The organism is Paenibacillus thermoaerophilus (genome assembly GCF_005938195.1).
GTDB lineage: Bacteria > Bacillota > Bacilli > Paenibacillales > Reconciliibacillaceae > Paenibacillus_W > Paenibacillus_W thermoaerophilus.
Genome location: NZ_VCQZ01000002.1, coordinates 80,603 through 107,106, shown reverse-complemented (window position 1 = coordinate 107,106; position 26,504 = coordinate 80,603). Strand labels below are relative to the sequence as shown.

The window sequence follows — 26,504 nt, the reverse complement described above, 5'->3', positions numbered from 1 at the left end:
TGTTCTTGCGCAAGCCCGCCGGATGAAACTGCCGCTCCTGCCGAATATTAAGTGGGAAGGAATAATCCTAGAAACGACAGGTGATGCAAATGGCTGAACCGCAAAAAGCCCCGAACGAGAACTTGAACGTGCTCAGCGCCACCCAGTCCGTCATCCGTGAAGCTCTGCAAAAACTCGGCTATCCCGACGAGATGTACGAGCTTCTCAAGGAGCCTCTCCGGATGCTGACGGTCCGCATTCCCATCCGGATGGATGACGGGGTCGTCAAAGTGTTCACGGGATATAGAGCCCAGCATAACGACGCAGTCGGCCCGACGAAGGGCGGCGTCCGCTTCCATCCGGACGTCAACGAAGACGAGGTCAAGGCTTTGTCCATGTGGATGAGCTTAAAATGCGGAATCGCCGATCTGCCTTATGGCGGCGGCAAGGGCGGCATCGTCTGCGACCCGCGGCAGATGTCGTTCCGGGAGCTGGAACGGCTAAGCAGAGGGTACGTGCGGGCCATCAGCCAAATTGTCGGCCCTACTAAGGATATTCCGGCTCCGGATGTGATGACGAACTCGCAGATCATGGCATGGATGATGGACGAATACAGCAGCATCCGCGAATTCGAGGCGCCGGGCTTTATTACGGGCAAACCGCTTGTGCTGGGGGGTTCCCACGGCAGGGAGACGGCAACCGCGCGGGGCGTCACGATTATGATCGACCTGGCGCTCGCCAAGCGGGGAATCCCGGTCCGCGGCGCGAAAGTGATCATCCAGGGCTTCGGCAACGCGGGCAGCTACCTGGCGAAGTTCATGCACGAAGCGGGAGCGAAGGTGGTCGGCATCTCCGACGTGTACGGAGCGCTGTACGATCCGGAGGGGCTCGATATCGACGACCTGCTCGACCGGCGGGATTCGTTCGGAACGGTGACGAAGCTGTTCAGCAACACGATCACCAACGCGGAGCTGCTGGAAAAGCCCTGCGATATTCTGGTGCCGGCCGCGATCGAAAATCAGATCACGATGGAGAACGCTCATCGCATCTCCGCACAGATCGTCGTGGAGGCGGCGAACGGACCGACGACGCTGCAAGCGACCAAGATTTTGACGGAGCGGGGCATTCTGATCGTGCCTGACGTGCTGGCGAGCGCCGGCGGCGTCGTGGTGTCTTACTTCGAGTGGGTGCAGAACAATCAGGGCTATTACTGGACCGAAGAAGAAGTTCAGCGCAAGCTGGTCGAACTGCTGACCCGCAGCTTCGAGTCGGTGTACCAGGTGCATACGAGCCGGAAAGTCGACATGCGGCTTGCGGCCTACATGGTCGGCGTGCGCAAAATGGCCGAAGCGTCGCGATACCGCGGCTGGATCTGATCGGAAGGGAGGGGGGACGGGTGCTCACGATCGCCGTCGTGACGGCGGCAGCGGCGCCGGGACTGGCGCTGCTTTCGTATGTATATTTGAAGGACCGGCACGCGACGGAGCCGATCCGTCTCGTCGCCCGCCTGTTCATCATGGGCATGCTGATCGTGTTCCCGACCATGGTGCTGCAACGCGCGGTCGTGCTGGGCACCGGAGCTTCCTCCTGGTGGTACGCCTTTTTCGTTTCGGCGCTGATGGAGGAATTTTTGAAGTGGTTCGTGCTTTATTTCGCCATTTTCAAGCACGAGGAATTCGACGAGCACTACGACGGCATCGTATATGCCGCGGCTGTCTCGCTCGGATTCGCCACGCTGGAAAACATCCTGTACGCCTTCGTGTACCAGTCGTCCTTCTCCGCGCTGCTGAACCGGGCGTTCCTGCCGGTGACGGGACACGCGCTGTTCGGTATCGCCATGGGGTATTATATGGGCAAAGCCAAATTCGGCCGTCCCGAATTGCGCAAAAAAAAGCTGCTGCAGGCGCTCTCGATTCCGATTCTGTGGCACGGCGTATACGATTTGGTGTTGCTCGAAGCGCGGGAGTATTGGATGTGGCTGATGTTCCCGCTGATGGGTTATTTCTGGACGAAGGCGCTCGGCAAAATGAGCCGGGCCAACGACCGGTCCCCGCATGCGGCCGCCGCGCGGAACGGTTCCGCGTTGCACGAGCGGGAGGTTAAAATCAGCGAAACCGGTTCATAATGGGGAGAAAAACGTCAATGTTTCCAGGAGGAGAATTATGCAATCGGATCGAGTTAAGGTGATCATCCGTTGCCGTCGCTGCGGCGAAAAGTTTTTTCTCCGGGGCCGCCGCGAACGGGGACGGGTGGAGACAGGCTTCAAACAATGCTTATGCGAAAACCAAAACGATTTTGACATCGAAATTTGCTGACTTGACGTCATAATTTCGGTTGCGGCGGTAAACCCTAACCATAATCCGTTGAATGTGGAAAGGGTGATCCGCATGGAACTGTATCGCCGTTTAAGCTCCGTCCTGTTCCCTGTCGTAACGATCGCGCTGGTGGGGACAGCTCTCTGGGGCTATCAGGTGAACCAGGAAAAAAACACAATTCTCATCAAGGCCGAAAACCAATATCAGCGCGCATTCCACGATCTCAGCTACAGCATGGACAAGCTGCACAGCGAATTGGGGAACGCGCTGGCGGTGCATTCGAAGTCGCATCTGTTCCACAAGCGCTGCCTGATGAACGTCTGGCGCATGACCAGCCAGGCTCAGTCGGACGTAAACCAACTGCCGCTTAGCCTGATTCCGTTCCAGCACGCCGAACAGTTTCTGTCGAACCTGTCCAAATTCTCGTACCGCAACGCGGTTCGCGATCTCGGCAAACAGCCCCTGAGCGATCAGGAACTGAAAACGCTGGAGGAACTGTACAACCGATCGGGCGAAATCGTACAGCAGCTCCGGACGGTGCAGACAAACGTGCTGGATCAAAATTTGCGCTGGATGGACGTCGAGGTGGCCATGGCCACGCAATCCAACTCGTACGATCCGTCGATCAACAACATGATCGTCGCCGGCTTCCAAGACGTCAACTCGAAAATCGGCGAATACGCGGAAGTGGATTGGGGACCTTCGCTCGACAAAAAATTCCAAATGCGTTCGTTGGCTTTGATCGAAGGACCGGAAGCGACCGAACAGCAAGTGCGGGAGAAAGCCGCGGCCTTCCTGGGACTGCCCGACGGCTCGCAGCTCCAGGTGTCGGAGAACGGCGCGGGCACCGAATTCGCGACGTACAGCGTCGCTTACCGGCCGAACGAAAGCCAATCCGCATCCATGGACTTCACGAAACGCGGCGGCAAGCTGATCTGGTTCATGAATTCGCGTGCGGTATCCGAGAAGAATCTGGAGCCCGACCAGGCGACCGAAGTCGCTCAGCAATTCCTGAAGGATCAAGGCTACGAATCGTTGACGGCGGTTACGTACGACGAGTTCAACAACGTCGCCCATATGACGTTTGCGACGTCGCAGGACGGATACGTCATTTATCCCGAGAAGGTCGTTATCGGGGTGGCGCTCGACAACGGCGAGATCACTTCGCTCCAGGCGGGGGATTATATCCTCGAGAAGAAGCCGAGGGAGCTGGGCAAGCCGCAGATGAGCGAAGAGGAAGCGCGGTCGCGGCTTAATCCGGAGCTCCGGATCGAAAGCACGGGACTGGCGGTCGTGCGCAACGAGCTCGATCAGGACGTGCGCTGCCGGGAGTTCACGGGAACGATCCGGGGCATGAAGATGAAAGTGTTCCTCAATGCGGACACCGGCATCGAAGAGAAAGTTGAAACGTTAAATCAACAAGCCTGAGTTGAAGGCGGCCGATTGGCGGCGGGAATTTCCGCGGCGGATCGGCCGCTTTTTTCGCGGGCTGCGTCCGTATGAACGGCGTATCGCGTTTTTATCGATTGGGCCTCTATCCCGTCACGCGTTCCGTGATATAATCGGAGGGTAGAATTTACCGGGAGGGTGACGCCGTGCTTCCTCGCATCAACCAGATGCTGTACATGACTGTTCAAACGATCGATCCGGAGATGGAAGCGGAAGAATTCAAAGCCCGGATCTGCGACGTCCGCGACAACAACATCTACATCGAAGTACCGATTTCGACCAGGACGGGGCAGGTGCGCCGCCTGTACGCGGGCGACGTCGTAAGCGTCTATTATTTGGAAGAGGGCGGGGTCAAGCATTACTTCCAGACGAGCGTAATCGGCCATCATCACGACGTGCTGCGGCAGGTGATCCTTCGGGCTCCCGAGCCGTCGGCGGTGACGAGAGTCCAGCGCAGGTCGTTTCTCCGCGTGCCGGCCATGACGGATGTGGCGATCAAGCTCAACAACCAGTTCAAATTCGTGGCCTTGACGGAAGACGTCGGCGGAGGCGGGATTTCCTTCCGCTGCGAACAGCGCGTGCCGATTGCCGTCAACCACGAAGTGGAAGGATGTCTGCTCGTTCCGTACCGGAACGGAACGTTGGAGCATGCCTTCTTCAAAGCCGTCGTCGTCCGGATCAAGCCGCTGGAGAACGAACGCCAGTTGGTGATGCTGCATTTCAGCGACATACGGGATGCCGAGAGGCAAAAGGTGATCCGGTTCTGCTTCGAGCGCCAGCTTGAGAACCGCAAAGCTTGACGGAACGTTGGATAATTCCGGAAGATCGGCGCACACTGTTACCGACGGAACATGAAGCCTGCGGCAGGCAATCGGAACGGGAGGCGCGCGTATGGACGGCAAACGGAACCGCAACAGCGTGAACGGGGACGAGGAATGGGTGGAGCTGTACGTGGATTGGTCCCGATCCTGCGAGAGGGGACTGCTCCGGATCGCCATCGGGCTGGCCGTGCTGCTTCTGCTCGCCCAGGCGGTCCTGCGCGTGCCGGCGCTGCGCCCGTTGCTGACGGAGGCGGAGAGGGAAATGGGCGAAGCGGCCGAGCCGGCGGAACCGTCGTCGGCTTTTGCAGACCCGTTCGGGGGTGTGGTATAATTTCCGGGAAAGTCGCTTTCTAATCATACGGATCATACAAGGCAAAAAGGGGAGCGCTGTCGTTGAAACCATTTAACATCGCCATAGACGGTCCCGCCGGAGCCGGCAAGAGCACGGTCGCCAGAAGAGTCGCCGAGGCTTTGGGCTTCGTCTATGTGGACACCGGCGCGATGTACCGCGCCGTAACATGGAACTGCCTGGAGCGGGGATGCGATCCCGACGAAGACGAAAACGTTGCCAAGCTGGCCCGGCAGTGCGACATTCGCCTCCGTCCCGGCGAGAACGGGCAGGAGGTATGGGTGAACGGCCGCAACGTGACGGAGGAGATCCGCAGCGCGGAAGTCACCTCGAACGTATCCCGGATCGCGCAGAACCGGGAAGTGCGGGAGCTGCTGGCAGACATGCAGCGGCGCATGGCGGCGGAGGGAGGAGTTGTCATGGACGGGCGGGACATCGGCACCACCGTATTGCCCGACGCGCCCGTCAAGGTGTTCCTGACCGCGTCGCCGCGAGCCAGAGCGGAGCGAAGGTTTCTGGAACTGAAGGACAAGCGGCCGTCGCTGACCGTCGAGGAGCTGGAAAAGGAGATCGCCGAACGCGACCGCATGGACTCGGAGCGGGAAGTATCCCCGCTGGTGCAGGCTCCGGACGCCGTTCGGATCGACAGTACGAATCTGAAGCTGGAAGAAGTGATCGGGAAAATATTGGAACTGTGCCGAACCAAAGTTGCAGGGGAGGCGTAAACATGTTGTATCGGTTTTGCCGTAAAATATTGCGGATCGCGTTCCGCGTGTTGTACCGGTTCGAGACGCGCGGCCTGGAGAACATTCCCGCGCAGGGCGGAGTCGTGCTCTGTTCGAACCACATCAGCCTGATCGATCCTCCTCTGCTGGGGACGCCGCTCAATCGCAGGATTCATTTCATGGCCAAGGAAGAGCTCTTCAAGATTCCTTTGTTCGGGCGGTTGATCACGGCTCTGGGGGCTTACCCCGTCAAACGCGGGGGCGTAAGCAAGGACTCGATCAAACGGTCCCTGGACCTGTTGCGGCAAGGGGAACTGATCGGCATTTTCCCCGAGGGGACGCGCAAAGCGCCGACGGACGCCGCCGGCAAACGGGGCGCCGCCACGCTGGCGCTGAAGACGAACGCCGCGCTGGTGCCCGCCGCCATCATCGGCAACTACCGACCGTTTCGCAAGATGAAGCTCGTGATCGGCCGTCCGATTCCGGCGGAAGAGATCGCCCGGGAACAGCCTGACCGGGGCGCGGACGCCGTCACCGAACGGCTGATGGCCGAAATTCGCAGGCTGCACTCGGAAAATTCATGAAAAAGTTGTCGGCATGATTGCTTTTCGGTGTATGGAAATGTTATCTTGGAATTATACTATTGCAAGCTGAGCTTGAACCTGAGAATCGGGAATATCTGTGAATCATTCGCAGATTATCTTATAGAACATAGGCCCAGTTATGCCGTGTAGGTTGGGTAGGATCTTGAGGAGGTATTCGGTCATGACAGAAGAAGCAAAAGTCACCGCCGCTCAGGAGGCGGCTGCAGACGAACAGGCGGCACACGACCTGTCGAATGTGGAAACGATCAAAAAAGGCGACATTGTCAAAGGCAAAGTCGTCAAAATCGAAGACCAACAAGCGATCGTTAGCATCGGTTACAAATACGAGGGCGTCATTCCGCTTCGGGAGCTGTCGTCGGTATCCGTCGGTTCCGCATCCGACGTCGTCGAAGTCGGCCAAGAGCTGGAATTAAAAGTATTGACGATAGATGACGAGAAAGAAAAACTCGTCTTGTCCAAGCGGGCGATCGACAGCGAGAAATCGTGGGAGAAGCTGCAAAAGGCTCTCGAAACCGGCGAAATCCTGGAGGCGCAAGTCGCCGAGATCGTCAAAGGCGGTCTTGTCGTCGACGTCGGCCTTCGCGGGTTCATCCCGGCTTCCATGGTCGAGCGCCATTTCGTCGAAGACTTCACCCCGTACAAAGGCCGCACGCTGCGCCTGAAAGTCAAGGAGCTGGACCGCGAGAAAAACCGCGTCGTCCTGTCTCAAAAAGACGTGCTTGAAGAAGAATACGAAGCCAAAAAACAAGAAATTCTGAACAGCCTGACCGTCGGTCAGACGCTGGAAGGAACCGTACAGCGGCTGACTCCGTTCGGCGCGTTTATCGATGTCGGCGGCATCGACGGACTCGTTCACATCTCCGAGATGGCATGGCATCATGTCGAGAAGCCGTCCGACGTCGTCAAAGAAGGCGACAAAATTAACGTCAAAGTGCTGAAAGTCGATCCGGCCAACGAGCGCATCTCCCTCAGCATCAAGGCGACCCAAGCCGGTCCTTGGGAGCAAGTTTCCGGCAAGTTCAATATCGGCGACGTGATTACGGGCAAAGTCAAACGCCTCGCCAGCTTCGGCGCATTTGTCGAAGTGGCTCCCGGCGTGGAAGGCCTCGTTCATATCTCGCAAATCTCGCATCGCCATATCGGCACGCCGCATGAAGTGCTCAAGGAAGGCCAAGAGGTGCAGGTGAAAGTTCTCGACATCAACATCGGCGAGAAACGCATCTCCCTCAGCATCAAAGAGACGGAAGAAGCTCCAGCTCAAGCGCCTCGTGCTGAACGGCGCGGCGACCGCCAGAAGGAAGAAATTCCGGAAGCGCAGAGCTTGTCCCTGACGCTCGGCGAGCGCTTCGGCGACAAACTGAGCAAATTCAAGTAAGACCCGCGGATCGGAGCGACAACCAGCATGCGAATGTCCCGAAAGATGGAGCACGTGGAACACGCGCTCCGCATCGGTCAGGTCGGCAATCAAGGGTTGGCCGACATCAAATTCGTACACAACTGTCTGCCCGACGCCTCCGTGGATGATATCCATCTGCACACCGCAATCGGCGATCTCGACCTGAGCTCGCCGATTCTTATTAATGCGATGACCGGAGGCGCGGACGAGACGAGAAGCATCAACCGGGAGCTGGCCGTAGCCGCCAGGGAATGCGGGCTGGCGATGGCCGTCGGCTCGCAGATGTCCGCGATCAAAAATCCCGAGGTCGCTTCAAGCTACCGGGTGGTCCGGAGCGTCAATCCGGACGGCATTCTGATCGGCAACCTGGGCAGCGAAGCGACGGTGGAGCAAGCGTTGCGGGCGGTCGAGATGATTGGGGCGAACGCGCTTCAGATTCACTTGAACGTCATGCAGGAATTAATCATGCCGGAGGGCGACCGCTCGTTTAAAGGCGCGCTGGAACGGATCGCGGACATCGCGTCCAACGTCCCCGTGCCCGTCATCGTCAAGGAGGTCGGCTTCGGCATTATGCGGGAAAGCGCGGCCAAGCTGATCCGCCTGCCGATCGCGGCGATCGACGTCGGCGGGACGGGCGGGACGAACTTCGCCGCCATCGAGAATGCTCGCCGCCCGCAAGCCTACGAATGGCTGAACGATTGGGGCAATCCGACCGCCATCGCGCTGTTGGAATCGCTCAGCGTCTGGCCGCGCGGTCGGGTAATCGCTTCCGGCGGCATTCGCAACGGTCTCGAATGCGCCAAAGCGCTTGCTCTGGGAGCGAGCGCCGCCGGAATCGCGGGAGCTGCCCTGCGCGTGCTGCAGACGGAGGGGACCGCCGCTTTGATCGATTATTTGCGGCGGATTCACGAGGAGCTGCGTCTGGTGATGACGGCGCTCGGAGCCGCCTCGATCGAAGAGCTGTGGAACGTCCCGTTGGTCGTGAGCGGAGAATCGGCGGAATGGTGCGAGCTCCGGGGGATCGACATCCGCACATACGCGCGGCGGCAATGGACCGAGACCGGCCGGGCGCGGCCGTCGGGCGATTAATTCCAAACCGAATAGGGATACTATACCTGCGCGAGAAAGAGAGTGCGGGTGATCCCATGAACGACGGCATTTTAACCGGAATCGTAATGTTGATAGGGCTCGTCCTTCTGGCCAGCGGTTGGAAGGACGTCTTGCTGCCCGAGGTCCGGACCCGTACGCTGGCGGCCGTCGCGGCTTGCGCAGCGGTTTTCGCCCCCCTTCACTTGACGGTTGAAGGCATCCGCATGGGCGGGCCGGGCATTTTTGCGCTGCTGCTGGCGCTGTGGGCACTCGCGGGCGGACGGGACGGCTGGGGCGGCTGCGTTCGAATGGCGGTTCCTGCGCTGCTGATCGCATGCCTCGTCTATTTGCTCCGGCTATACTTGACGTTGGAGCCGATGTGGGCCATATGGGGCGGGCGGCTCGACCCGGCGCTGGCGGCCGCGTTGTTGTCCGTCGGGTGGGCCGGCAAGCCGGCCCTTGTTCAGGTGGGCGCTTTATCGGGGGCCTTGGCGGTCTCGGATTTGGCGGCTGCGGTCCATACGGGCGCGGGCGCCTCTTTCGGCAGGGCCGCATTCGCGGACGCCTGGCTGGCGGCGGTCTGCGTCAGCCGGGTCGGATGCGCGCTGGCGCTTCGAGCGGCAGGCGTCTGCCGCAAACTGCGTACGCGCTGGAACAAACGATTCGGCCAACCGGACGGGCATGTGTGAGAGAAAGCGCCCGGGCGGCATTCATGATAGGATTGGAGCGTGTCAACTAGCATGGCAAAACCAGTAGTGGCCATTGTCGGCCGGCCGAACGTCGGCAAGTCGACGATTTTTAACCGGATGATCGGAGAGCGTCTGGCCATCGTCGAGGACAAGCCGGGCGTCACCCGCGACCGGATCTACGGTACGGCGGAGTGGCTGGACAAGTCGTTTCACGTGATCGACACCGGAGGAATCGAAGTGGACGGCGAGGATGAAATTCTCCGTTCGATCCGCGTGCAGGCGGAGCTGGCGATGGACGAGGCGGATGTGATCGTCTTTATGACCGACGCCAAAGCCGGAGTGACGACAGCCGACCAGGAAGTCGCCGAGCTGCTGTACCGCCGGACGGACAAACCGATTATTCTGGCCGTCAACAAAGTGGACAATCTGAAGCGGCGCGAGGACATCTACGAGTTCTACAACCTCGGGCTGGGCGATCCGATCCCGCTGTCGGGTGCGCACGGCATCGGCATCGGCGACCTGATGGAAGCGATCGTCAAGAAGTTCCCGGAGAAGGAAGAAGAGCAGTACGACGACGATGTGATCAAAATCGCCCTGATCGGCCGGCCGAACGTCGGCAAATCCTCGCTCGTGAACGCGATTCTCGGGGAAGAACGCGTAATCGTCAGCGATATCGCCGGAACGACGAGGGACGCGATCGACACGCCGTTCGAGCGGGACGGGCAGCGTTACGTCATCATCGATACGGCGGGTATGCGCAAGCGGGGCAAAGTGTACGAATCGACGGAGAAATACAGCGTCATGCGCGCCATGCAGGCGATCGAACGGTGCGACGTCGCCTTGATCGTTCTCAACGGCGAGCAGGGCATTGTCGAACAGGACAAGCATATCGCCGGCTACGCCCACGAAGCGGGCAAAGCCGCGGTTATCGTCGTCAACAAGTGGGATGCCGTGGAGAAAGATGACAAGACGATGCAGCGCTTCACGAACGAGATTCGCGACCAGTTTCAGTTCATGTCGTACGCGCCGGTCGCATTCGTCTCGGCGAAGACGAAGCAGAGGCTGCATAAGCTGCTGCCGATCGTTCAGCATGTCGCGGAACAACACGCGCAGCGCATCCCGACTTCCGTGCTGAACGACGTCATCAGCGACGCGGTCGCCGTCAACGCGACACCGGCCGACAAAGGCCGCCGCTTGAAAATTCAATACGCCACCCAGGTGGCGGTCAAACCCCCGACTATCGTTCTGTTCGTCAACGATCCCGAGCTGATGCACTTCTCGTATACCCGCTATCTGGAGAACCGCTTACGGGCCGCGTTTCAATTTGAAGGAACACCGCTGCGTCTGTTAGCGAGACGCAAGTCGGATATCGAATAGGAGGCAGCTGTGGCGTGATGACTGTTGTTGCAATCGTCGTCGGCTATTTGCTGGGGGCGATCAGTTTCAGCTATTTGTACGGCAAGTTGGTGAAGGGGATCGATATCCGCGAGCACGGGAGCGGCAACGCCGGCGCGACGAATACGCTGAGGGTGCTCGGCAAAGGACCGGGCATTCTCGTGCTGCTGCTGGATATCGCCAAGGGTATCGCGGCCGTCTGGATCGCCCGATGGCTCGGCAGCGGCGAATGGACGCCCGTCCTGGCCGGTCTGGCAGCGATCGTCGGTCACAACTGGCCGATCTACTTCGGCTTCCGCGGCGGCAAAGGTATCGCGACGACGATCGGCGTCATCGCGAGCCTGGGCCTGCTCCCCGCGGCGCTGTCCGGCGCCGTGGCGATCGCGGCGATCGCCGTCACCCGCTACGTTTCGCTAGGCTCCCTCCTGTTTACCGGACTTTTGCCTATCGCCATTCTCGCGACGGGGCGGCCGATCGAAGTGTTTTGGGCCAGTCTGCTCATCGCCGTTTTTGCTTTTGTCCGCCATCGCGGCAACATTGTGAAGTTGGCCAAGGGAACGGAAAACAAACTCGGAAGGAGGGCGTGACATGTCCTCCAAAGCCGCAGTACTCGTAGCTGGAAGCTGGGGAACCGCTCTCGCTTCCGTGCTGGCCGCCAACGGTCATCGCGTCTCGCTCTGGTCGCGAAGCCGCGAACAGGCGGAGGAGATCAACCGGGAACGCGTCAACAAACGTTATTTGCCGAACGTTCGGCTGCACGAGTCCATCCGCGCTACCGACAGTTTGGCCGAAGCCGTGGAAGGCGCGGGTTTCGTGCTGCTCGTCGCGCCGTCTTCGGCCATGCGCGAGGTGGCCTCCCGGCTCAAGCCGCTGCTTACGGGCGACGAATGTCTTGTTCACGCCACCAAAGGATTTGAACCGGAAACCCTCAAGCGGATGACCGACGTGATCGCCGAGGAGCTGCCGCAGTTCGATCCCCGCCGTCTCGTCGCGCTGTCCGGCCCGAGCCACGCGGAGGAAGTGATCGTGCGGTGCCCAACGACGGTCGTCGTCGCTTCCCGGTCCCGGCAAGCCGCCGAGGAAGCGCAGGATTGGCTGATCAATTCGACCTTCCGCGTGTATACGAATCCGGACGTCGTCGGAGTCGAAGTCGCCGGAGCGCTGAAAAACATTATCGCGCTCGGGGCGGGATTGTCGGACGGGCTCGGATTCGGCGACAACGCCAAAGCGGCCTTGCTCACCCGCGGGCTGGCCGAAATCTCCCGGCTCGGCCAGGCGATGGGAGCGCAGCCGCAGACGTTCGCGGGACTTGCCGGCGTCGGCGACCTGGTGGTGACGTGCACGAGCCGGCACAGCCGCAACTGGCGAGCCGGCTACGGGATCGGGCAAGGGAAAAAGCTGGACGACGTCCTCAGCGAGATGAACATGGTTGTTGAAGGCGTCAAAACGACGCGGGCAGCCAAGTCGCTGGCCGCCCGATACGGCGTACATATGCCCATCGCCGAGCAGTTGTACGAAGTTCTGTTTAACGGCAAGCCGCCGAAAGCCGCCGTCGAGGATTTGATGGGGCGCGGCCGCACGCATGAAATGGAGGAAGTCGCCCGTTCTTCGGGTTCATGGTCTTAGTCAGCACCACCGGCCTCCCGACCTCATAAAATACCGTAAGGATGGGTAAAGGAGGTTCGGAATGAGCGACATCACCAAAAATATACTGGGCAAAGTCAACAAGAAGCTGGGTAAAACGATTTCCCCCAAGGACATCCAAAATCTCGCCAAAAACGTCAAGCCTTCGACGACGCAAAACGAGGCGCAGCTGCGCCAGCTTATCAAACAAGTCTCGCAAACCGTCGGGGTTCCGGTATCGGAAGCGACGATGAACGATATCGTCAAGGCCGTTAAAGCGACCGGCGGCGGAGCGGATCTGGTCAAATTGATGCAGATGATGAGCAACAAAAAATGAGCGGCGGGTTTGCCTCTCTCCACGCGTCTGGCGGGGAGCGGGCAAACCCGCTCTTTGCTTTTCAGACGGCTGTAGGATAAGGTATAATTGTAGAGGTTTACGTCTGTACATGATTTGCATCGGAAAGCGGAGATGGGAATGGATCAGATCAGTTCGCTCGACAAAATGTGGTTTTCTTTAATCTCGATCGGCCTCATGGCTGTCGCCACCTTCTTAATCTCGTTCGCGCGCGCCAAGACTCGCGGCATCGTGCGCTTCGCGCTCTCGGCCTTGGCGGTGATCGCGCTTATTTACGCCGTGCTGACCATGCTTATATCGCTACTTTGAAACAGGGACGGAGGATACGGGATGGCTGTCACGTTGATCGGAAGAGCGGTGACCAGAGAAGTGGCAAGCGAGCCCGGAGAGACGCTGCTGGAGCTGGCCCTGCGCCACGGCGTCGACTGGGGCTCTTCCTGCAGGCGGGGCACATGCGCGAGATGCCGCTGCCTGATCGAATCCGGGATGGAGCATTTGCACGACATTACGGACGAGGAATGGGACCGCCTCGACGAAGACGAAATGGAACGGGGATTCCGCTTGGGGTGCCAGGCTGTCGTGAAATCGGACGGGCCTGTCGTCGCAAGATGGAAGCCGTATTTTTAAGATGAGCAAGCCAAGAGGGATCGCCTCCGTCACGTTCGAACCGCAGGGCGTCCGGACGGAGGCCAAGATCGGCATGACGGTCCTGGAGACGGCCCAAAGGGCCAGAGTTCCTATTCGCACGCGCTGCGGCGGTGTGGCGGGCTGCCTGATGTGCAAGGTTGAGATCGCGGAAGGCAGCGAAGTGTCCGGCCGGACGGACGCGGAGCGCCGCAAGCTGGGGGAAGGATCGCGCGCGGGACAGCGCCTGTCCTGCCAGACCCGCATCCTGGGAGACGCCGTCGTGATCGTTCCCGAAGATCCGCTGAAGGCGGCGGTCAGGGCTCAACTTGCGAAACGGAAGGAAGAAGAGGAGTGGCCATGAAGCGACAGATTTTGCGGGCGGCGATGGCGCTTGCGCTGCTGCTGGGGACAAGCGGTTGCCTGTATCCGAACGAAATGCGCAAGGAAAACCAGATGACCCCGCAGGAGAGCTTGACGGTCGTAAAGAACGCCGTCGAATCGTATCGAAACGCGACCGGCGTGCTGCCGATTCGCAACAAACCCGCCGATACGCCGCTTTACGAGAAATATCCGGTCGATTTCAAGCTGCTGACGGAGCGCGGCTTTCTCGGGACGATTCCCGGCATCGCCTACGAGAACGGAGGCCGCGGCGTGTTTGTGCTGGTCGATCCCGAGGAAGATTTAAAAGTCCGGCTGATCGACGTGCTGGCTTATCAGACGGTTCAGTACGTGCAGGCCCGGGTGACGGAATACAACGCCAGCCGCCGGCAACTGCCGCTGGGCGAACCGTTGGAAGGAGCCGAGGGCTTCTATTCGATCAACTACAAGCAATTGGGCATCAGCGAAGAAAAGCTGATGAGCGCGTACAGCGGACATTCACTGCAGCTTATCCTTCATCAATCCGGACGTGTCGGCATCGACTACGGTCCGGATCTGGCGCTGCACTTGCGGAAAAGCGGAAAAACGCCGCCGCCCGATAAGAACTTGCTCGACTTGCTGGTCGAGGAAACGCCTTACGCGCCGGCGGCCTCTTTCCCGTACCGGCTCGTATCCGGCGAACCGCGCCCCTATATGGAATAAGCCGGTCGACACCCGAATCCCCGAGGTTCGGGTGTCTTCTTTTTTTTCAAGCCGACCATTCAATTCGGGCCTGCTTCCTATCCGTAATCGCGTTCGACCTTGCAAATTCTCACCGCTCCCAGAAACCCGGGTCCTCCGCGGTCATAACCGGGCAGAACGGGACATATATATTTACGCGTGAGAGCGCGGCGGGATAGGCAGGCGACGGCACGTTGTTCCGAAAAAAGGGGAAGGCTTTGCAAAAATCAGGAATACCCGGCCATGAAGCGCATATCATGATACCAGTCCAAAACCTTGTACGAGTATCGACCGCATCGCGGCCCGCGGAACTCCGCAGCCCGTCTATGCGGCTATCGCAACCAACAAACCGTTCAGGAGGGATTTCAATTGGAAAAAGTGGATATTTTCAAGGACATTGCTGAACGAACCGGAGGCGACATCTACCTGGGCGTTGTCGGCGCGGTCCGCACGGGCAAGTCAACCTTCATCAAGCGGTTTATGGAGTCCGTGGTGCTTCCGAACATCCGCAGCGATGCCGATCGGGCGAGAGCGACCGACGAGCTGCCCCAGAGCGCGGCGGGCCGCACCATTATGACGACGGAACCGAAGTTCGTGCCGAACAACGCCATCCAGATCCAGGTGGCGGAAGGGCTGAGCGTCAACGTGCGGCTGGTGGACTGCGTCGGCTACGCCGTCGAAGGCGCCAAGGGCTACGAGGACGAGAGCGGCCCGCGCATGATCAGCACGCCGTGGTTCGACGAGCCGATACCTTTCCAGGAAGCGGCCGAGATCGGCACGCGCAAGGTTATCCAGGAGCATTCCACGCTTGGCGTGCTGGTGACGACCGACGGCACGATCGCCGAAATTCCGCGCGAGGCTTATGTGGAAGCGGAGGAGCGCGTCGTAGCCGAACTGAAGGAAGTCGGCAAGCCGTTTGTCGTCATTATCAACTCCACGCGTCCCCATAGCGAGGATACGCAGGAGCTGCGCAGCGACCTCGCCGCCAAATACGACATTCCCGTCATCGCCATGAGCGTTGCTACCGCCGGCGAAGACGAAATTCTCGGCGTCATGCGCGAAGTGCTCTACGAATTCCCGGTCCACGAAGTGAATGTGAATCTGCCCAGTTGGGTTATGGTGCTGGAGGAAAATCACTGGCTCCGTTCCAGCTTCGAGGGTTCGGTTCGCGATACGGTGAAGGATATTCGCCGGCTGAGGGATGTCGATCGCGTCGTCGGCGCGTTTAACGAATACGATTTTATCGAGCGGGCCGCGTTGGCCGGCATGAATATGGGCCAAGGCGTCGCCGAGATCGATCTGCACGCCCCAGACGAGCTTTACGACAAGGTGCTGATGGAGGTCGTCGGCGTTGAAATTCGCGGAAAGGATCACCTGCTGCAGCTCATGCAGGAGCTCACCTACGCGAAACGCGAATTCGACCGGTTCGAGGAAGCGCTGGAGATGGTCAAGACGACGGGTTACGGCATCGCGCCTCCGTCTCTCGCCGACATGCGTCTCGATGAACCCGAGCTTATCCGCCAAGGCTCCCGGTTCGGCGTCAGGCTGAGAGCGACCGCTCCGTCCATTCATATGATCCGGGTCGACGTCGAATCGGAGTTCGCGCCGATCATCGGCACCGAGAAGCAAAGCGAGGAGCTTGTTCGGTATTTGATGCAGGATTTCGAGGAGAACCCGCTGAAGATCTGGGAATCGGATATTTTCGGACGTTCCCTGCATTCCATCGTGCGCGAAGGCATCCAGGGCAAGCTGGCGATGATGCCGGACAACGCCCGCTACAAACTGCAGGAAACGCTGGGCCGCATCATCAACGAAGGCTCCGGAGGTCTTATCGCCATCATTCTCTGATCCCATAAGCGCTCTGGTGAAGAACCGACCTTCGGTCCCGGCCGAAGGCCGGTTTCCTTCATTTTTATGACCGGAAAACTATTGTAATTGGGCCGAAGGTGTATTACTATAAGCTTGTTCCGCCTTGGGACGTATATTTTGCCGGCAATCCGTTAACACATGAAGATAAGAACCTCTTCGGGGGGAGGTGAAGGGCATGAACAAATCGGATCTGATCACGAAAGTGGCGGAAGCCGCCGAGCTGTCCAAAAAGGATGCGACAAAAGCGGTGGAAGCCGTATTTGAATCGATCGCGGAAGCGCTGCAAAACGGCGAAAAAGTCCAATTGGTCGGTTTCGGTAACTTTGAAGTACGCGAACGCCAAGCCCGCAAAGGTCGCAATCCGCAGACGGGCGAGGAGATTGAAATTTCCGCGAGCAAAATTCCGGCATTCCGTCCGGGCAAAGCGCTTCGCGACATCATTAAATAATACGGGTGACCATTCAACCGTACATATTCTCGATGGACCGAAGGGGCATTCCCACCGCCGGCTGCGTACGGGGAATGTCCCTTCGTTTGTTGCCCGCCCGGTTGGCGCGCGCTTCGTGCCAAATGCGAAAATATTTCCTCAAGCTCTTTACAATTGAGGAGGAGCCATATATAATAGCACTTGTCGCCAAAAAGCGGACCGGGTCAAACGCCGTGTCCGGCGCTTGGAACGCCGTCGGGGTATAGCGCAGTCCGGTAGCGCGCACCCTTGGGGTGGGTGAGGTCGTGGGTTCAAATCCCGCTACTCCGATTCGGACGCGAGAAGCGCGTCTCGCAAGAAACAAAACGCCTCCCCTTCGCTAAAAACGAAGGGAGGCGTTTCGTTTTGACGGATGGGGATGCGGCGGTCCTTTAGTCCCAATCATCTTCTTCTTCGACTTTCAAAAATTCTCCCCGTCCTTGCATCGGGGGCGCATACTGCTCCTGCATGGGAAACCCCTCCTCATTAAAAATTCCACTTCATTATCCGTATGGGCCGGACGAATGGTTGGTGTAAATCGTAAACGTTCCTTCTGCCGGTGACCGGTCCTTAAAGTTGCAAGGCGGGCACCCGGCGTATATAATAGGTGACGGCACAACAGAGATGCGTTTGGTCCGGCGCACGGACAAACGCAGCCAGGACCAGCGCGATGAAGCGCGGATCAACGGCGCCAAGCCGGGGTATAGCGCAGTCCGGTAGCGCGCACCCTTGGGGTGGGTGAGGTCGTGGGTTCAAATCCCGCTACTCCGATTCAAAAGCGAAAGGCAGGGAGCGCTTGATTAAGGTGCTCCCTGCTTCCGTAACGAAAGGCACACCCCCGCCGCGGCGTCCGGACCGATTGACAGGGCGGAGCAATCGCGGCATGATAAAAGGAAGAACGGTCCGTCGGCCGGGATACAAGTAGCGCGAGCAGAGCGGAGGCATAGCCATGGAAGCGAATCAAGCCGATTACATTGTCATTAAAGCGATGGACAACGGCGTCCATGTGATCGGACTCACGCGCGGTCAGGATACGCGGTTCCATCACACGGAGAAGCTGGATAAGGGCGAGGTGATGATCGCCCAATTCACCGATCATACGTCTGCCATCAAGATCCGCGGCAAGGCGACTGTGCTTACCCGATACGGCACCATTGACACGGAGACGAATTGAACCGCAGCGGGCATGCGACTCTACGCATAGCCCGCTTCTTCTTGTTGTACAATGGTAATAAAGGGTTGTGATTCGGCTGTTTTGCGGAAAGGGGCTGGTGCCATGCGGGAATGGCGAAAAACAGCATCGCTCGCCGCGGCGGCCGCGGCCGCGCTGATTCTGCTGGCGCTTGCGCCTGCCGGATGGGCAAGGCCGGAGGCGGCGGGAAGCTCCTTTGCCGAGTCGGCTCCGCGGCGGATGACCGGGGGCAATCTGGTGGACTTCCTGCTGCAGTCGCCCCTTGCCGCTCCGATCGTCCGGACGGAGTGGGAGTGGACGCTGCTGTCCGTCGATCTGTCGGCGGACGATCCGGCGCTCACACGCGAGGCGGTCATGCGGGACCTGTACACGCTCACGGAACGGGCGTTCCGAACGACGACGAATGTGCAGCAGACTTTGATCCGCGTGGTCGTCCGCGAGCCCGGCGGCCGAGGCGAGCAGGTGATCGCGGTGCTGTACGCCAAGCGGGACCAGTGGAAGCATCCCGCCTTCGGCATGCCGGAGCAGCCCGTACATGCGGAAAGATGGCTGGCGGAAACCTACAAGCTCACGATGGATGCCGACGCGTGGGACAGACGGCGGGGCGGCTGATGCCGTTCTTTTCTTTTTATGTTGGAAAGGGTTGTGCTATAATATTCTGGATGCAAAAGGTGGAGGCTACAAGGCATGAATGAGGAGCGAGTCGCCGAGCGGGCAAAACAATATACCGAGCATGACATCATACGCCGTTATACGGAGCTGCCCCAGTTCCCCGAGCTTCGGGCCAAACTGCTGTATGCTTGTTTGCGGCACAGTTCCTTGACTCACCAAGACAGCGAGCTGTACGCCTTGGTTGCGTCCCTGGCGCAGCTCGGACTGGATACGCACGACCGGATCAGCCTGACGAACGAACGGAAAGAGAAAAAGGAAGCCCGTTCCAGGCAGTTGAAGGTGCTGGCGGGCGATTATTTCAGCAGCCGCTATTATCACCTGCTGTCGCAAGCGGGCAAGATTGAGCCGATCCGGCTGCTTGCCCAGGCGATCTGCGAGGTCAACCGGCTCAAGATGATCCTGTATACCCGGATGAAGCAACTGAAGCTGACGGCCGAGGAGTATTTGCAGCAGACCGTCGGCATTCACTCGCATATTTTCGCTAATTTCGGCCGCCTGTTAATGGACGGGTCGCGTGTGCGCGTATGGCCGGAGCTGGTTCAGTCGCTCGTCCGCTGCGAAGTGATCCTGTCCGAACTGAAGCGCAACGAGAACGTTGCGGAATGGAAGGGCGGCTGGGCGTATTGGCATATTCTCCAGTCGGCTTCCAAGGAGGAGCGCAAGCAAGTGCAGCAGGAAGAACCGGAACCGAACCGGGTCCGGCTGCTGATGCACAAATACAACGTAACGGCCCTGCTGTGGCAACTGTTCGATCAGCAGTCCAGACAAATGTCGGCGATCATCGAACAACTGGATGCGGCGCTCGGCAAAGATTTGAAGACGCTGCTTGATCCGCTCATTCGATTGCCTGTAGCTCCCATGGCGGCGGACGAGCTTTGAGAGGGGGAGTCGGTGTGGCGAAGGAACAGGCGCCATATGCCAGACAAGGAAAAAGCAAGGAAGAATACGTGCATCAAGTGTTCGAGAGCATTGCGCCGAAATACGACTTTATGAACGATGTGATCAGCTTCCGGCGCCATAAGGCTTGGCGCCGGTTCGCGATGAAACAGATGAAGGTTCGTTCCGGAGACGCCTCGATCGATCTGTGCTGCGGAACTTGCGATTGGACCATCCAGTTGGCGCAGGCCAGCGGAAGCGGGCGCACCGTTGGCCTCGACTTCAGCGCGAACATGCTGGAGGCGGGACGCCGGAAGATTGAAGCCCTGAACCTGGACCGCCGGATCGAGCTCGTTCAGGGCAACGCGATGGAGCTTCCGTTCCCGGACAACTCCTTCGATCATGCGACCATCGGGTTCGGCTTGCGCAACGTGCCCGATCTGGTGCGGGTGCTCGAAGAGATGAAACGCGTGGTGAAGCCGGGAGGACAGGTGGTCTGTCTGGAAGTGTCCAGACCGACGTGGCAGCCCTTCAAAGGGCTGTACTCTTTTTATTTTGAGCGGCTGCTTCCGCTGATGGGCAAGCTGTTCGCCAAAAAGTACGAGCAGTACCGCTGGCTGCCCGAATCGCTCAAGTCGTTTCCGGGGCGGGAGAGACTGGCGGAAATTTTCCGCGAGGTCGGTTTGGAGGACGTGCGCGCCTGGCCCTTGACGGGAGGCGTCGCCGCTCTGCATATCGGACGCAAGCCGCAGGAAGCCGCGCGGCGGGAAGAAGGCCGGCAACCATGAAGAAGCTTCGCATATTCCTTGAAATGATCAAATTCGAACATACCGTTTTCGCCTTGCCGTTCGCCTTTATGGGCGCCATTCTCGGCGGGCTGACGATGGAGGACCGGCTGCCGAGCTGGTCGGAGATCGGCTGGATTATCCTGGCCATGGTCGGCGCGAGAAGCGCCGCAATGGGACTGAACCGGGTGATCGACCGCTTCATCGACAAGAAAAATCCGCGGACCGCGACACGCGCGATTCCCGCAGGACTATTGGGTCTGGTCGAAGTCTGGGTGTTCATCGCGATCTCCTTCATCCTGCTGTTTGTCGCGGCCTCGCAGCTCGATCCCATCTGCGTGAAGCTGATGCCGATCGCGGTCGTGCTGCTGGTCGGTTATTCGTACACCAAGCGGTTCACCTGGGCTTGCCATCTTGTGCTCGGTTTGACGATCGGCCTCGCCCCGCTCGGCGGCTGGGTCGCCGTTACGGGCGCCGCGAACTTGTCCGCTTATGTGCTTTACGTATCCGTCGCTTGCTGGATTGCCGGCTTCGATGTGCTTTATGCCACGCAGGACGCCGACTTCGACAAGCGCGAAGGACTTTATTCAATCCCTTCTTATTTCGGAATCGCCCGCGGGTTGATCATCGCCCGCCTGCTGCATGTCGTCACGGCTGTCGGATTTATCGCGCTGATCCCGATGACGGGGCTGGGCGCGCTGGCCGCGGTCGGCATGATCGGGGCTTGCGGCCTGCTGCTGTACGAGCACCGGCTGGTGAAGCCGCATGACTTGTCCCGCATACAGACGGCGTTTTTTACGTTAAACGGAACGCTCAGCATCGTCGTCTTTGCGTTTACGCTGCTGGATGTGGTGGTGAAGACGTGGTGACCGCGGAAAATGTGCAGCAGGACCGAGAGCGCCAGGCGGGCTGGGTGCTCGGCATCACCGGCGCCAGCGGAGCCGTCTACGGGGTCCGGCTGGCCGAGGAGCTGCTGAGCCGGGGCATTCCCGTCCACTTCGTCATCAGCGACGCGGGCTGGCGCGTGCTGAAGGAGGAGCTCGGCTGGGACGTGACGAGGCGGACGGAGGCGCTTGAACGCCGCTTCGGAGGCATGGCGGGCCCGTTCCGCTATCACTCGAACGCCGATATCGGAGCGTCGATCGCCAGCGGATCTTTTCGCACCAAGGGAATGGTTATCGCTCCCTGTTCGATGGGCACACTGTCGGGTATAGCGCGCGCCGCTTCCGACAACCTGATGGAGCGGGCGGCCGACGTGATGCTGAAGGAAGGGCGGAAGCTGATTCTTCTGCCCCGGGAGACGCCGCTGCATGCCGTGCATCTCCAGCATATGCTGACGCTGGCGCAGATGGGCGTGCGAATTGTGCCGGCGATGCCGGCTTTTTACTTCGGACCGCAGACGCTGGCCGACGCCGTCGATTTCGTGGTGGGCAAGCTTCTGGATCAGATGGACATCCCGCACCGGTTGTTCCGCAGATGGGGAGAGGATGACGAGCATGACAACTGACATCATCCGCATCGGGCGCATCGAATATACGAACGTATGGCCGGTTTTTCAGCAATTCGATCCGCAACGGCTGGGCTTTCCCGCCGAATTGGTCACGCAGGTGCCGGCCGAGCTGAACCGGCGCATCCAGGAAGGCGCCATCGACATCGCGGCGATCTCCTCCTATGCCTACGCGCAGGCGGCGGACGATCTGCTGCTGCTGCCCGGCCTGTCGGTAAGCGCGTACGGCCGAGTCCGCTCCGTGCTGCTGTTCCACCGCAAGCCGCTGGCCGAGGTCGCGTCCGGAACGGTGGCGCTGACCCGGTCGTCGGCCACCTCGGTGAATCTGCTGAAGATTATTTTGGCCAAGCGGTACGGAGGCAGCCCGAGTTATGTGACGATGAAGCCGGATCTGGACCGGATGATGAGTTCCGCGGACGCGGCTTTGTTGATCGGCGACGACGCGATCAAAGCGAGCTGGGCCAATACCGGTTACGAGGTGACCGATCTCGCGAGCGAATGGACGAGCTGGACCGGGCATTGGATGACGTTTGCGGTATGGGCGGTCAGACGCAGCCTCGCCGAGTCCCGGCCGGATATGGTGAGCGCGGTCGTCCGGGCTTTTCAGGAGAGCAAGGAGAAGGGCCGCCGCAACCGGTCGGCCGTCGTGAATCAGGCCATGTCGGCGTTCGGCGGAACCGAGGCGTACTGGAACGAATATTTCGACGGTTTGTCCCATGACTTCGGAGCCGGTCAGCAAGCCGGACTGGCGGCCTATCTGCGTTACGCCCGCGAGTTGGGTCTGCTGGAGCGGGACGTGCCGCTGCGAATCTGGAACGATACTACGGTTGCACAGGTGAACGAATGAAGCTGATTGAGATTTACGCGCGGAAACGAAAAGATATCGCCGTGATCGAGCAAGCGCTCGAACAGACGGTGCGCTCCGACCAAGCGCTGCTGCAGGAGGCTTCGCAGCATCTGCTCAAAGCCGGCGGCAAGCGGATTCGGCCTGTGTTCGTGCTGCTTGCGGGAGAATTCGGACATTACGATCTGAATTGCCTTAAGCATGTCGCCGTCCCGCTCGAGCTCATTCACATGGCGTCCCTCGTGCACGACGATGTGATCGACGACGCGGCGACGAGGAGAGGGCAGCCGACGGTCATGTCCAAATGGGACAACCGCGTCGCGATGTATACCGGCGACTATATCTTCGCCAAGGCGCTGGACGTGGCGACCAAACTGGAAGACGCCAGGCTGCACCGGATATTGTCCAAGGCGATGGTCGAGATGGCGATCGGCGAGATGGAGCAGATCCGTTTCTTCTTCGAGACGGAGCAGAGCAACCGCGACTACCTGCTGCGCATCCGGCGCAAGACGGCGCTGCTGATCGCGATCTCCTGCCAGCTCGGCGCGCTTGCGGCCGGCGCTCCGGAGTCGGTTGTCCGCGACTTGTACCGATTCGGCTACAATGTCGGAATGGCGTTCCAGATCCGCGACGACATCCTGGATATGACCGGCACGGAGAAGCAGTTGGGCAAGCCGCCGGGCAGCGACATCCGCCAGGGCAACATCACGCTGCCCGTGTTGTACGCGCTGCGGGAGGAGCATTTGCGGGACGAGCTGCTGCGGGAGATCGAACGGATCAGGCTCGCGGACGGCCAGACGGATGTCGGGCGCTTCCTGTCCTTGGTGCGCGGTTCGTCGGCTATCCGCAGAGCCGAAGAGCTGGCTTCCCGGTACATCGGGAAGTCGATTGCCGCGCTGGAGAAGCTGCCGGACCGCACCGCCAAGCGGGAACTTGCGGAGATCGCCCGGTTTATCGGCGAGCGCAACTACTAAGAATCTTTCTTTTTTACAGGCGTGCTGGTATGATGTTCCGTACCGGGGTCCACACTGTAGAAACAGCCGGATTCTCTTGGCGATATCAATGAGAGTGGGGTAAGACGCATGGAACGTACATACGTAATGGTGAAGCCCGACGGCGTGCAACGCGGGCTGATCGGGGAAATCGTCCGCCGCTTCGAGAACAAAGGGTTGCGGCTGGCAGCCGCCAAGCTGATGACCGTGACGCCCGCCCAAGCCGAGCGGCATTATCAGGAGCACGTCGGCAAGCCGTTTTATCCGGATCTGATGAAATTCATCACCTCCGGCCCGGTGTTCGCCATGGTGTGGGAAGGCGATTCGGCCATTGCGCTGGCTAGGAAACTGATCGGCAAAACCGATGTGACGGAGGCGGCTCCGGGAACGATCCGGGGGGATTTCGCTCTACATACGAACCGGAATTTGGTCCATGGCTCCGACTCGCCCGAAAGCGCCGAGCGGGAGATCGGCATTTTCTTTGCGCCGGAGGAACTGCAATCCTACAGCAAAGCCGTTGAAGCTTGGATGTAAGGGGCCGATCGAGATGGCATGGGAACCGACTGGCGCGGGTACGGGAGAAGAATCCCGCCCCGATCCGGACTTTTTATTGTTTATCCGCAAAGTGAAGGAACATACATCCATCGACTTGTCGCTGTACAAAGAAGCCCAGATGAAAAGACGGCTGACGACGCTTCGCCTGAAGCGGGGGTACGCCACGTTTGCCGCCTATTTCGAGGCGATGCAGAAACAGCCCGAGCTGCTCGCCGAATTTCTGGACCGGATGACGATTAACGTGTCCGAATTTTGGCGCAACCGCAACCGTTGGGAAGTGCTGGACCAAGTGTTTATTCCGGAGATGCTCCGGACGAACCGCAGGCTCAAATGCTGGAGCGCGGCGTGCTCGACGGGGGAGGAGCCGTATACGCTGGCCATGATTCTCGACCGTCACAACGCGTTGCGTGACGCGACGCTGCACGCCACCGATATCGACGAGGGCGCGCTGGCCAAGGCGAAATCCGGCCGGTACCTGGAACGTTCGCTGAAGGAAGTTCCCGAAGATTACGTGCGGAAGTATTTCCGGCAGGACGGCATGGAATGGCTGATCTCCGACGATCTGAAGCGTCACGTCAAGTTTAAGAAGCAAAATTTGCTTACCGACCCGTTCGAAAGCGGGTACGATCTGATCGTCTGCCGGAACGTCCTGATTTATTTTACGGAAGAAGCAAAAGATCTGCTCTACCGCAAGTTTTCCGACGCCCTGAGGCCGGGCGGGGTGCTGTTCGTCGGCAGCACGGAGCAAATTTTTACGCCCGCCCGCTACGGATTCCAGCCTGCGGAGACGTTTTTTTACCGCAAGGCGGAGTGACGGACGACGGCGCGCGCGCCGTCCGGATCAGACACATGCATGATTGGCCGCTGTACGCTCCGGGAGACCGGGGCGTATTTGCTAGGACGGGGAAAACGGCTCCCGGTATCCGGCTGCGGATAATGCCGGGCGTCCCGGGCGCGATTTGGGGCGCCTTGTCATTGTCAAACGGACGGGGCTGTACTATAATTAGCAAAAGAATTCTGTGCTTAAACGCGCTAAAGCGCATGGAAACGACGAGGGGGAGCGACTCTTGAGATACTTGACCGCAGGGGAAACACACGGACCGCAACTAACGGCCATCATCGAAGGTTTGCCGAGCAACTTGCCGCTGACGGCCGAACCGATCAATTTCCAGTTGGCGCGCCGTCAAAAAGGCTACGGACGCGGGCGCCGCATGCAGATCGAAAAGGACGAGGTCCGTTTCGTCGGAGGCGTGCGCCACGGCTTCACGACGGGAGCGCCGGTCGCTCTGGTCGTCGAGAACAAGGACTGGAAAAACTGGACGCGCATCATGGGCGCGGAGCCGCTGGAAGACGGGGACGAAGCGAAGCGCCGCATGCACCGTCCGCGTCCGGGACATGCCGATTTGAACGGCGGGTTGAAATACAATCAAAAAGACATGCGCAACATTCTGGAGCGCTCCAGCGCCCGCGAGACGACCGTGCGAGTCGCCTGCGGCGCCGTCGCGCGCGAGCTGCTGGCGCAGTTCGGCATCAAGGTGGCCGGCCAGGTGCTGCGCATCGGCGAAGTCGAGGCAACCCGGCAGGAGCTGCCGATCGACGAGCTGATCCGCATCACGGAAGAATCGCCGGTTCGCGTGACGGACAAGGAAGCCGAAGCCCGCATGATTGCGGCGATCGACGCGGCGAAGGAAGACGGCGATACGCTCGGCGGCATCGTCGAATGCATCGTCGAAGGCTGCCCGGTCGGCCTCGGCAGCCACGTTCAATGGGACCGCAAGCTGGACGGCCGGATCGCGCAGGCGGTCGTGTCGATTCAGGCGTTTAAAGGCGTCGAGTTCGGCATCGGCTTCGAGGCCGCCAAGCTGCGGGGCTCGAAGGTGCATGACGAGATCCGCTACGAGGCCGGCCGCGGCTTCTACCGGGCGTCCAACCGCGCCGGCGGCTTCGAGGGCGGCATGACGACCGGCGAGCCGATCGTGGTGCGCGCGGTGATGAAGCCGATCTCCACGCTGTACAAAGCGCTGCAAAGCGTCGATATCGACACGAAGGAACCGTTCACCGCCCAGGTCGAGCGTTCCGACACCTGCGCGGTTCCGGCGGCCAGCGTCATTCTGGAGAACGTCGTGGCCTGGGAAGTCGCCCAGGCGTTTATGGAGAAGTTCGGCGGCGATTCGCTGGAAGAAATCCGCGCCAACTACAACAACTACTTGAAACAAGTGGAGCAATATTAA

At 59.7% G+C, this 26,504-nt stretch carries 31 protein-coding genes and 2 tRNA genes; all 33 read left to right on the top strand.

All coding sequences use genetic code 11. The features are described from left to right. Nucleotides 1-89: 89 nt before the first annotated feature. The 33 genes from FE781_RS02000 (at nucleotide 90) to aroC (ending at nucleotide 26,504) form a co-directional block, all read left to right on the top strand. Nucleotides 90-1,355 (top strand): Glu/Leu/Phe/Val family dehydrogenase, encoded by a 1,266-nt coding sequence (locus tag FE781_RS02000; protein ID WP_138787963.1) that lies wholly within the window; start codon nucleotides 90-92, stop codon nucleotides 1,353-1,355. A 20-nt stretch (nucleotides 1,356-1,375) separates the two neighbouring features. Then, nucleotides 1,376-2,104, top strand: coding sequence for a glutamic-type intramembrane protease PrsW (gene prsW / locus FE781_RS01995; RefSeq protein WP_138787962.1), 729 nt, complete (start codon nucleotides 1,376-1,378; stop codon nucleotides 2,102-2,104). Between the two features lie 262 nt (nucleotides 2,105-2,366). Then, nucleotides 2,367-3,722 carry a germination protein YpeB gene (gene ypeB, locus FE781_RS01990; RefSeq protein ID WP_246067994.1) on the top strand — a complete coding sequence of 452 codons (1,356 nt, stop codon included), beginning with the start codon at nucleotides 2,367-2,369 and terminating at the stop codon, nucleotides 3,720-3,722. Nucleotides 3,723-3,889: 167 nt separating this feature from the next. Beyond that, nucleotides 3,890-4,543, top strand: a complete 654-nt coding sequence (locus tag FE781_RS01985) for a flagellar brake protein (protein WP_211346280.1) — start codon at nucleotides 3,890-3,892, stop codon at nucleotides 4,541-4,543. 91 nt (nucleotides 4,544-4,634) lie between these two features. After that, the gene (locus FE781_RS01980) at nucleotides 4,635-4,895 is read left to right on the top strand and encodes a hypothetical protein (protein WP_138787961.1); all 261 of its coding nucleotides are present in this window, start codon (nucleotides 4,635-4,637) and stop codon (nucleotides 4,893-4,895) included. 62 nt (nucleotides 4,896-4,957) lie between these two features. Then, complete coding sequence (gene cmk / locus FE781_RS01975) at nucleotides 4,958-5,638, top strand: (d)CMP kinase (RefSeq protein ID WP_138787960.1); 681 nt, start codon at nucleotides 4,958-4,960, stop codon at nucleotides 5,636-5,638. Nucleotides 5,639-5,640: 2 nt separating this feature from the next. Then, complete coding sequence (locus FE781_RS01970) at nucleotides 5,641-6,222, top strand: lysophospholipid acyltransferase family protein (RefSeq protein WP_138787959.1); 582 nt, start codon at nucleotides 5,641-5,643, stop codon at nucleotides 6,220-6,222. 181 nt (nucleotides 6,223-6,403) lie between these two features. Continuing rightward, nucleotides 6,404-7,618, top strand: coding sequence for a 30S ribosomal protein S1 (gene rpsA, locus FE781_RS01965; RefSeq protein WP_138787958.1), 1,215 nt, complete (start codon nucleotides 6,404-6,406; stop codon nucleotides 7,616-7,618). Nucleotides 7,619-7,645: 27 nt separating this feature from the next. Beyond that, a complete protein-coding gene (fni, locus tag FE781_RS01960; RefSeq protein ID WP_138787957.1) occupies nucleotides 7,646-8,728 on the top strand; it encodes a type 2 isopentenyl-diphosphate Delta-isomerase in 1,083 nt (360 codons plus the stop codon). 56 nt (nucleotides 8,729-8,784) lie between these two features. Continuing rightward, entirely contained in the window at nucleotides 8,785-9,417 is a 633-nt protein-coding gene (locus FE781_RS01955; RefSeq protein ID WP_138787956.1) for a hypothetical protein, read from the top strand. 51 nt (nucleotides 9,418-9,468) lie between these two features. Then, nucleotides 9,469-10,794, top strand: coding sequence for a ribosome biogenesis GTPase Der (gene der, locus FE781_RS01950; protein WP_138787955.1), 1,326 nt, complete (start codon nucleotides 9,469-9,471; stop codon nucleotides 10,792-10,794). A 17-nt stretch (nucleotides 10,795-10,811) separates the two neighbouring features. Next, nucleotides 10,812-11,399: a glycerol-3-phosphate 1-O-acyltransferase PlsY gene (gene plsY / locus FE781_RS01945; RefSeq protein ID WP_138788107.1), complete on the top strand. Its 588-nt coding sequence runs from the start codon at nucleotides 10,812-10,814 to the stop codon at nucleotides 11,397-11,399. A gap of 1 nt (nucleotide 11,400) precedes the next feature. Continuing rightward, nucleotides 11,401-12,438 carry an NAD(P)H-dependent glycerol-3-phosphate dehydrogenase gene (locus FE781_RS01940; protein WP_138787954.1) on the top strand — a complete coding sequence of 346 codons (1,038 nt, stop codon included), beginning with the start codon at nucleotides 11,401-11,403 and terminating at the stop codon, nucleotides 12,436-12,438. Between the two features lie 61 nt (nucleotides 12,439-12,499). Beyond that, nucleotides 12,500-12,772 (top strand): stage VI sporulation protein F, encoded by a 273-nt coding sequence (locus tag FE781_RS01935; RefSeq protein ID WP_138787953.1) that lies wholly within the window; start codon nucleotides 12,500-12,502, stop codon nucleotides 12,770-12,772. Between the two features lie 138 nt (nucleotides 12,773-12,910). After that, on the top strand, nucleotides 12,911-13,099 hold the full coding sequence (locus FE781_RS01930) for a DUF2768 family protein (RefSeq protein ID WP_342774267.1): 189 nt from the start codon (nucleotides 12,911-12,913) through the stop codon (nucleotides 13,097-13,099). A gap of 21 nt (nucleotides 13,100-13,120) precedes the next feature. Next, nucleotides 13,121-13,417, top strand: coding sequence for a 2Fe-2S iron-sulfur cluster-binding protein (locus tag FE781_RS01925; RefSeq protein ID WP_138787952.1), 297 nt, complete (start codon nucleotides 13,121-13,123; stop codon nucleotides 13,415-13,417). A gap of 1 nt (nucleotide 13,418) precedes the next feature. Next, a complete protein-coding gene (locus tag FE781_RS01920; protein WP_138787951.1) occupies nucleotides 13,419-13,778 on the top strand; it encodes a 2Fe-2S iron-sulfur cluster-binding protein in 360 nt (119 codons plus the stop codon). After that, entirely contained in the window at nucleotides 13,775-14,497 is a 723-nt protein-coding gene (locus tag FE781_RS01915) for a hypothetical protein (protein WP_138787950.1), read from the top strand. Before FE781_RS01920 ends, FE781_RS01915 begins: the two co-directional genes overlap by 4 nt. A gap of 387 nt (nucleotides 14,498-14,884) precedes the next feature. Further along, the gene (gene spoIVA, locus FE781_RS01910) at nucleotides 14,885-16,363 is read left to right on the top strand and encodes a stage IV sporulation protein A (RefSeq protein WP_138787949.1); all 1,479 of its coding nucleotides are present in this window, start codon (nucleotides 14,885-14,887) and stop codon (nucleotides 16,361-16,363) included. 196 nt (nucleotides 16,364-16,559) lie between these two features. Beyond that, complete coding sequence (locus FE781_RS01905) at nucleotides 16,560-16,832, top strand: HU family DNA-binding protein (protein WP_138787948.1); 273 nt, start codon at nucleotides 16,560-16,562, stop codon at nucleotides 16,830-16,832. A 235-nt stretch (nucleotides 16,833-17,067) separates the two neighbouring features. After that, nucleotides 17,068-17,141: transfer RNA gene (locus tag FE781_RS01900), tRNA-Pro, on the top strand. A gap of 406 nt (nucleotides 17,142-17,547) precedes the next feature. Next, nucleotides 17,548-17,621, top strand: a tRNA-Pro gene (locus tag FE781_RS01895). A 178-nt stretch (nucleotides 17,622-17,799) separates the two neighbouring features. Next, nucleotides 17,800-18,024 (top strand): trp RNA-binding attenuation protein MtrB, encoded by a 225-nt coding sequence (gene mtrB / locus FE781_RS01890; protein WP_138787947.1) that lies wholly within the window; start codon nucleotides 17,800-17,802, stop codon nucleotides 18,022-18,024. Between the two features lie 102 nt (nucleotides 18,025-18,126). Further along, nucleotides 18,127-18,654: a hypothetical protein gene (locus tag FE781_RS01885; protein ID WP_138787946.1), complete on the top strand. Its 528-nt coding sequence runs from the start codon at nucleotides 18,127-18,129 to the stop codon at nucleotides 18,652-18,654. A gap of 75 nt (nucleotides 18,655-18,729) precedes the next feature. Next, a complete protein-coding gene (locus tag FE781_RS01880; RefSeq protein ID WP_138787945.1) occupies nucleotides 18,730-19,593 on the top strand; it encodes a heptaprenyl diphosphate synthase component 1 in 864 nt (287 codons plus the stop codon). A 14-nt stretch (nucleotides 19,594-19,607) separates the two neighbouring features. After that, a complete protein-coding gene (locus FE781_RS01875; protein WP_138787944.1) occupies nucleotides 19,608-20,378 on the top strand; it encodes a demethylmenaquinone methyltransferase in 771 nt (256 codons plus the stop codon). Next, nucleotides 20,375-21,244: a UbiA-like polyprenyltransferase gene (locus tag FE781_RS01870; RefSeq protein ID WP_138787943.1), complete on the top strand. Its 870-nt coding sequence runs from the start codon at nucleotides 20,375-20,377 to the stop codon at nucleotides 21,242-21,244. The genes FE781_RS01875 and FE781_RS01870 overlap by 4 nt, the downstream gene beginning before the upstream one ends. Further along, nucleotides 21,238-21,882, top strand: coding sequence for a UbiX family flavin prenyltransferase (locus FE781_RS01865; RefSeq protein WP_246067993.1), 645 nt, complete (start codon nucleotides 21,238-21,240; stop codon nucleotides 21,880-21,882). The genes FE781_RS01870 and FE781_RS01865 overlap by 7 nt, the downstream gene beginning before the upstream one ends. Further along, nucleotides 21,863-22,729 carry a menaquinone biosynthetic enzyme MqnA/MqnD family protein gene (locus FE781_RS01860; protein WP_138787942.1) on the top strand — a complete coding sequence of 289 codons (867 nt, stop codon included), beginning with the start codon at nucleotides 21,863-21,865 and terminating at the stop codon, nucleotides 22,727-22,729. The genes FE781_RS01865 and FE781_RS01860 overlap by 20 nt, the downstream gene beginning before the upstream one ends. Further along, nucleotides 22,726-23,700, top strand: coding sequence for a polyprenyl synthetase family protein (locus tag FE781_RS01855; RefSeq protein ID WP_138787941.1), 975 nt, complete (start codon nucleotides 22,726-22,728; stop codon nucleotides 23,698-23,700). The genes FE781_RS01860 and FE781_RS01855 overlap by 4 nt, the downstream gene beginning before the upstream one ends. 108 nt (nucleotides 23,701-23,808) lie before the next feature. Continuing rightward, entirely contained in the window at nucleotides 23,809-24,252 is a 444-nt protein-coding gene (ndk, locus tag FE781_RS01850) for a nucleoside-diphosphate kinase (RefSeq protein WP_138787940.1), read from the top strand. Between the two features lie 13 nt (nucleotides 24,253-24,265). Beyond that, a complete protein-coding gene (locus tag FE781_RS01845) occupies nucleotides 24,266-25,087 on the top strand; it encodes a CheR family methyltransferase (protein ID WP_138787939.1) in 822 nt (273 codons plus the stop codon). Between the two features lie 253 nt (nucleotides 25,088-25,340). Next, on the top strand, nucleotides 25,341-26,504 hold the full coding sequence (gene aroC / locus FE781_RS01840) for a chorismate synthase (protein WP_138787938.1): 1,164 nt from the start codon (nucleotides 25,341-25,343) through the stop codon (nucleotides 26,502-26,504).

What these genes read in the sequence shown, in the direction of transcription:
- FE781_RS02000 (WP_138787963.1), top strand. Translation starts at nt 90, where the DNA reads ATGGCTGAACCGCAAAAAGCCCCGAACGAGAACTTGAACGTGCTCAGC.
- ypeB (WP_246067994.1), top strand. Translation starts at nt 2,367, where the DNA reads ATGGAACTGTATCGCCGTTTAAGCTCCGTCCTGTTCCCTGTCGTAACG.
- FE781_RS01980 (WP_138787961.1), top strand. Translation starts at nt 4,635, where the DNA reads ATGGACGGCAAACGGAACCGCAACAGCGTGAACGGGGACGAGGAATGG.
- FE781_RS01970 (WP_138787959.1), top strand. Translation starts at nt 5,641, where the DNA reads ATGTTGTATCGGTTTTGCCGTAAAATATTGCGGATCGCGTTCCGCGTG.
- rpsA (WP_138787958.1), top strand. Translation starts at nt 6,404, where the DNA reads ATGACAGAAGAAGCAAAAGTCACCGCCGCTCAGGAGGCGGCTGCAGAC.
- fni (WP_138787957.1), top strand. Translation starts at nt 7,646, where the DNA reads ATGCGAATGTCCCGAAAGATGGAGCACGTGGAACACGCGCTCCGCATC.
- FE781_RS01955 (WP_138787956.1), top strand. Translation starts at nt 8,785, where the DNA reads ATGAACGACGGCATTTTAACCGGAATCGTAATGTTGATAGGGCTCGTC.
- der (WP_138787955.1), top strand. Translation starts at nt 9,469, where the DNA reads ATGGCAAAACCAGTAGTGGCCATTGTCGGCCGGCCGAACGTCGGCAAG.
- plsY (WP_138788107.1), top strand. Translation starts at nt 10,812, where the DNA reads ATGACTGTTGTTGCAATCGTCGTCGGCTATTTGCTGGGGGCGATCAGT.
- FE781_RS01940 (WP_138787954.1), top strand. Translation starts at nt 11,401, where the DNA reads ATGTCCTCCAAAGCCGCAGTACTCGTAGCTGGAAGCTGGGGAACCGCT.
- FE781_RS01935 (WP_138787953.1), top strand. Translation starts at nt 12,500, where the DNA reads ATGAGCGACATCACCAAAAATATACTGGGCAAAGTCAACAAGAAGCTG.
- FE781_RS01930 (WP_342774267.1), top strand. Translation starts at nt 12,911, where the DNA reads ATGGATCAGATCAGTTCGCTCGACAAAATGTGGTTTTCTTTAATCTCG.
- FE781_RS01925 (WP_138787952.1), top strand. Translation starts at nt 13,121, where the DNA reads ATGGCTGTCACGTTGATCGGAAGAGCGGTGACCAGAGAAGTGGCAAGC.
- FE781_RS01920 (WP_138787951.1), top strand. Translation starts at nt 13,419, where the DNA reads ATGAGCAAGCCAAGAGGGATCGCCTCCGTCACGTTCGAACCGCAGGGC.
- FE781_RS01915 (WP_138787950.1), top strand. Translation starts at nt 13,775, where the DNA reads ATGAAGCGACAGATTTTGCGGGCGGCGATGGCGCTTGCGCTGCTGCTG.
- FE781_RS01905 (WP_138787948.1), top strand. Translation starts at nt 16,560, where the DNA reads ATGAACAAATCGGATCTGATCACGAAAGTGGCGGAAGCCGCCGAGCTG.
- mtrB (WP_138787947.1), top strand. Translation starts at nt 17,800, where the DNA reads ATGGAAGCGAATCAAGCCGATTACATTGTCATTAAAGCGATGGACAAC.
- FE781_RS01885 (WP_138787946.1), top strand. Translation starts at nt 18,127, where the DNA reads ATGCGGGAATGGCGAAAAACAGCATCGCTCGCCGCGGCGGCCGCGGCC.
- FE781_RS01880 (WP_138787945.1), top strand. Translation starts at nt 18,730, where the DNA reads ATGAATGAGGAGCGAGTCGCCGAGCGGGCAAAACAATATACCGAGCAT.
- FE781_RS01870 (WP_138787943.1), top strand. Translation starts at nt 20,375, where the DNA reads ATGAAGAAGCTTCGCATATTCCTTGAAATGATCAAATTCGAACATACC.
- FE781_RS01860 (WP_138787942.1), top strand. Translation starts at nt 21,863, where the DNA reads ATGACGAGCATGACAACTGACATCATCCGCATCGGGCGCATCGAATAT.
- FE781_RS01855 (WP_138787941.1), top strand. Translation starts at nt 22,726, where the DNA reads ATGAAGCTGATTGAGATTTACGCGCGGAAACGAAAAGATATCGCCGTG.
- ndk (WP_138787940.1), top strand. Translation starts at nt 23,809, where the DNA reads ATGGAACGTACATACGTAATGGTGAAGCCCGACGGCGTGCAACGCGGG.
- FE781_RS01845 (WP_138787939.1), top strand. Translation starts at nt 24,266, where the DNA reads ATGGCATGGGAACCGACTGGCGCGGGTACGGGAGAAGAATCCCGCCCC.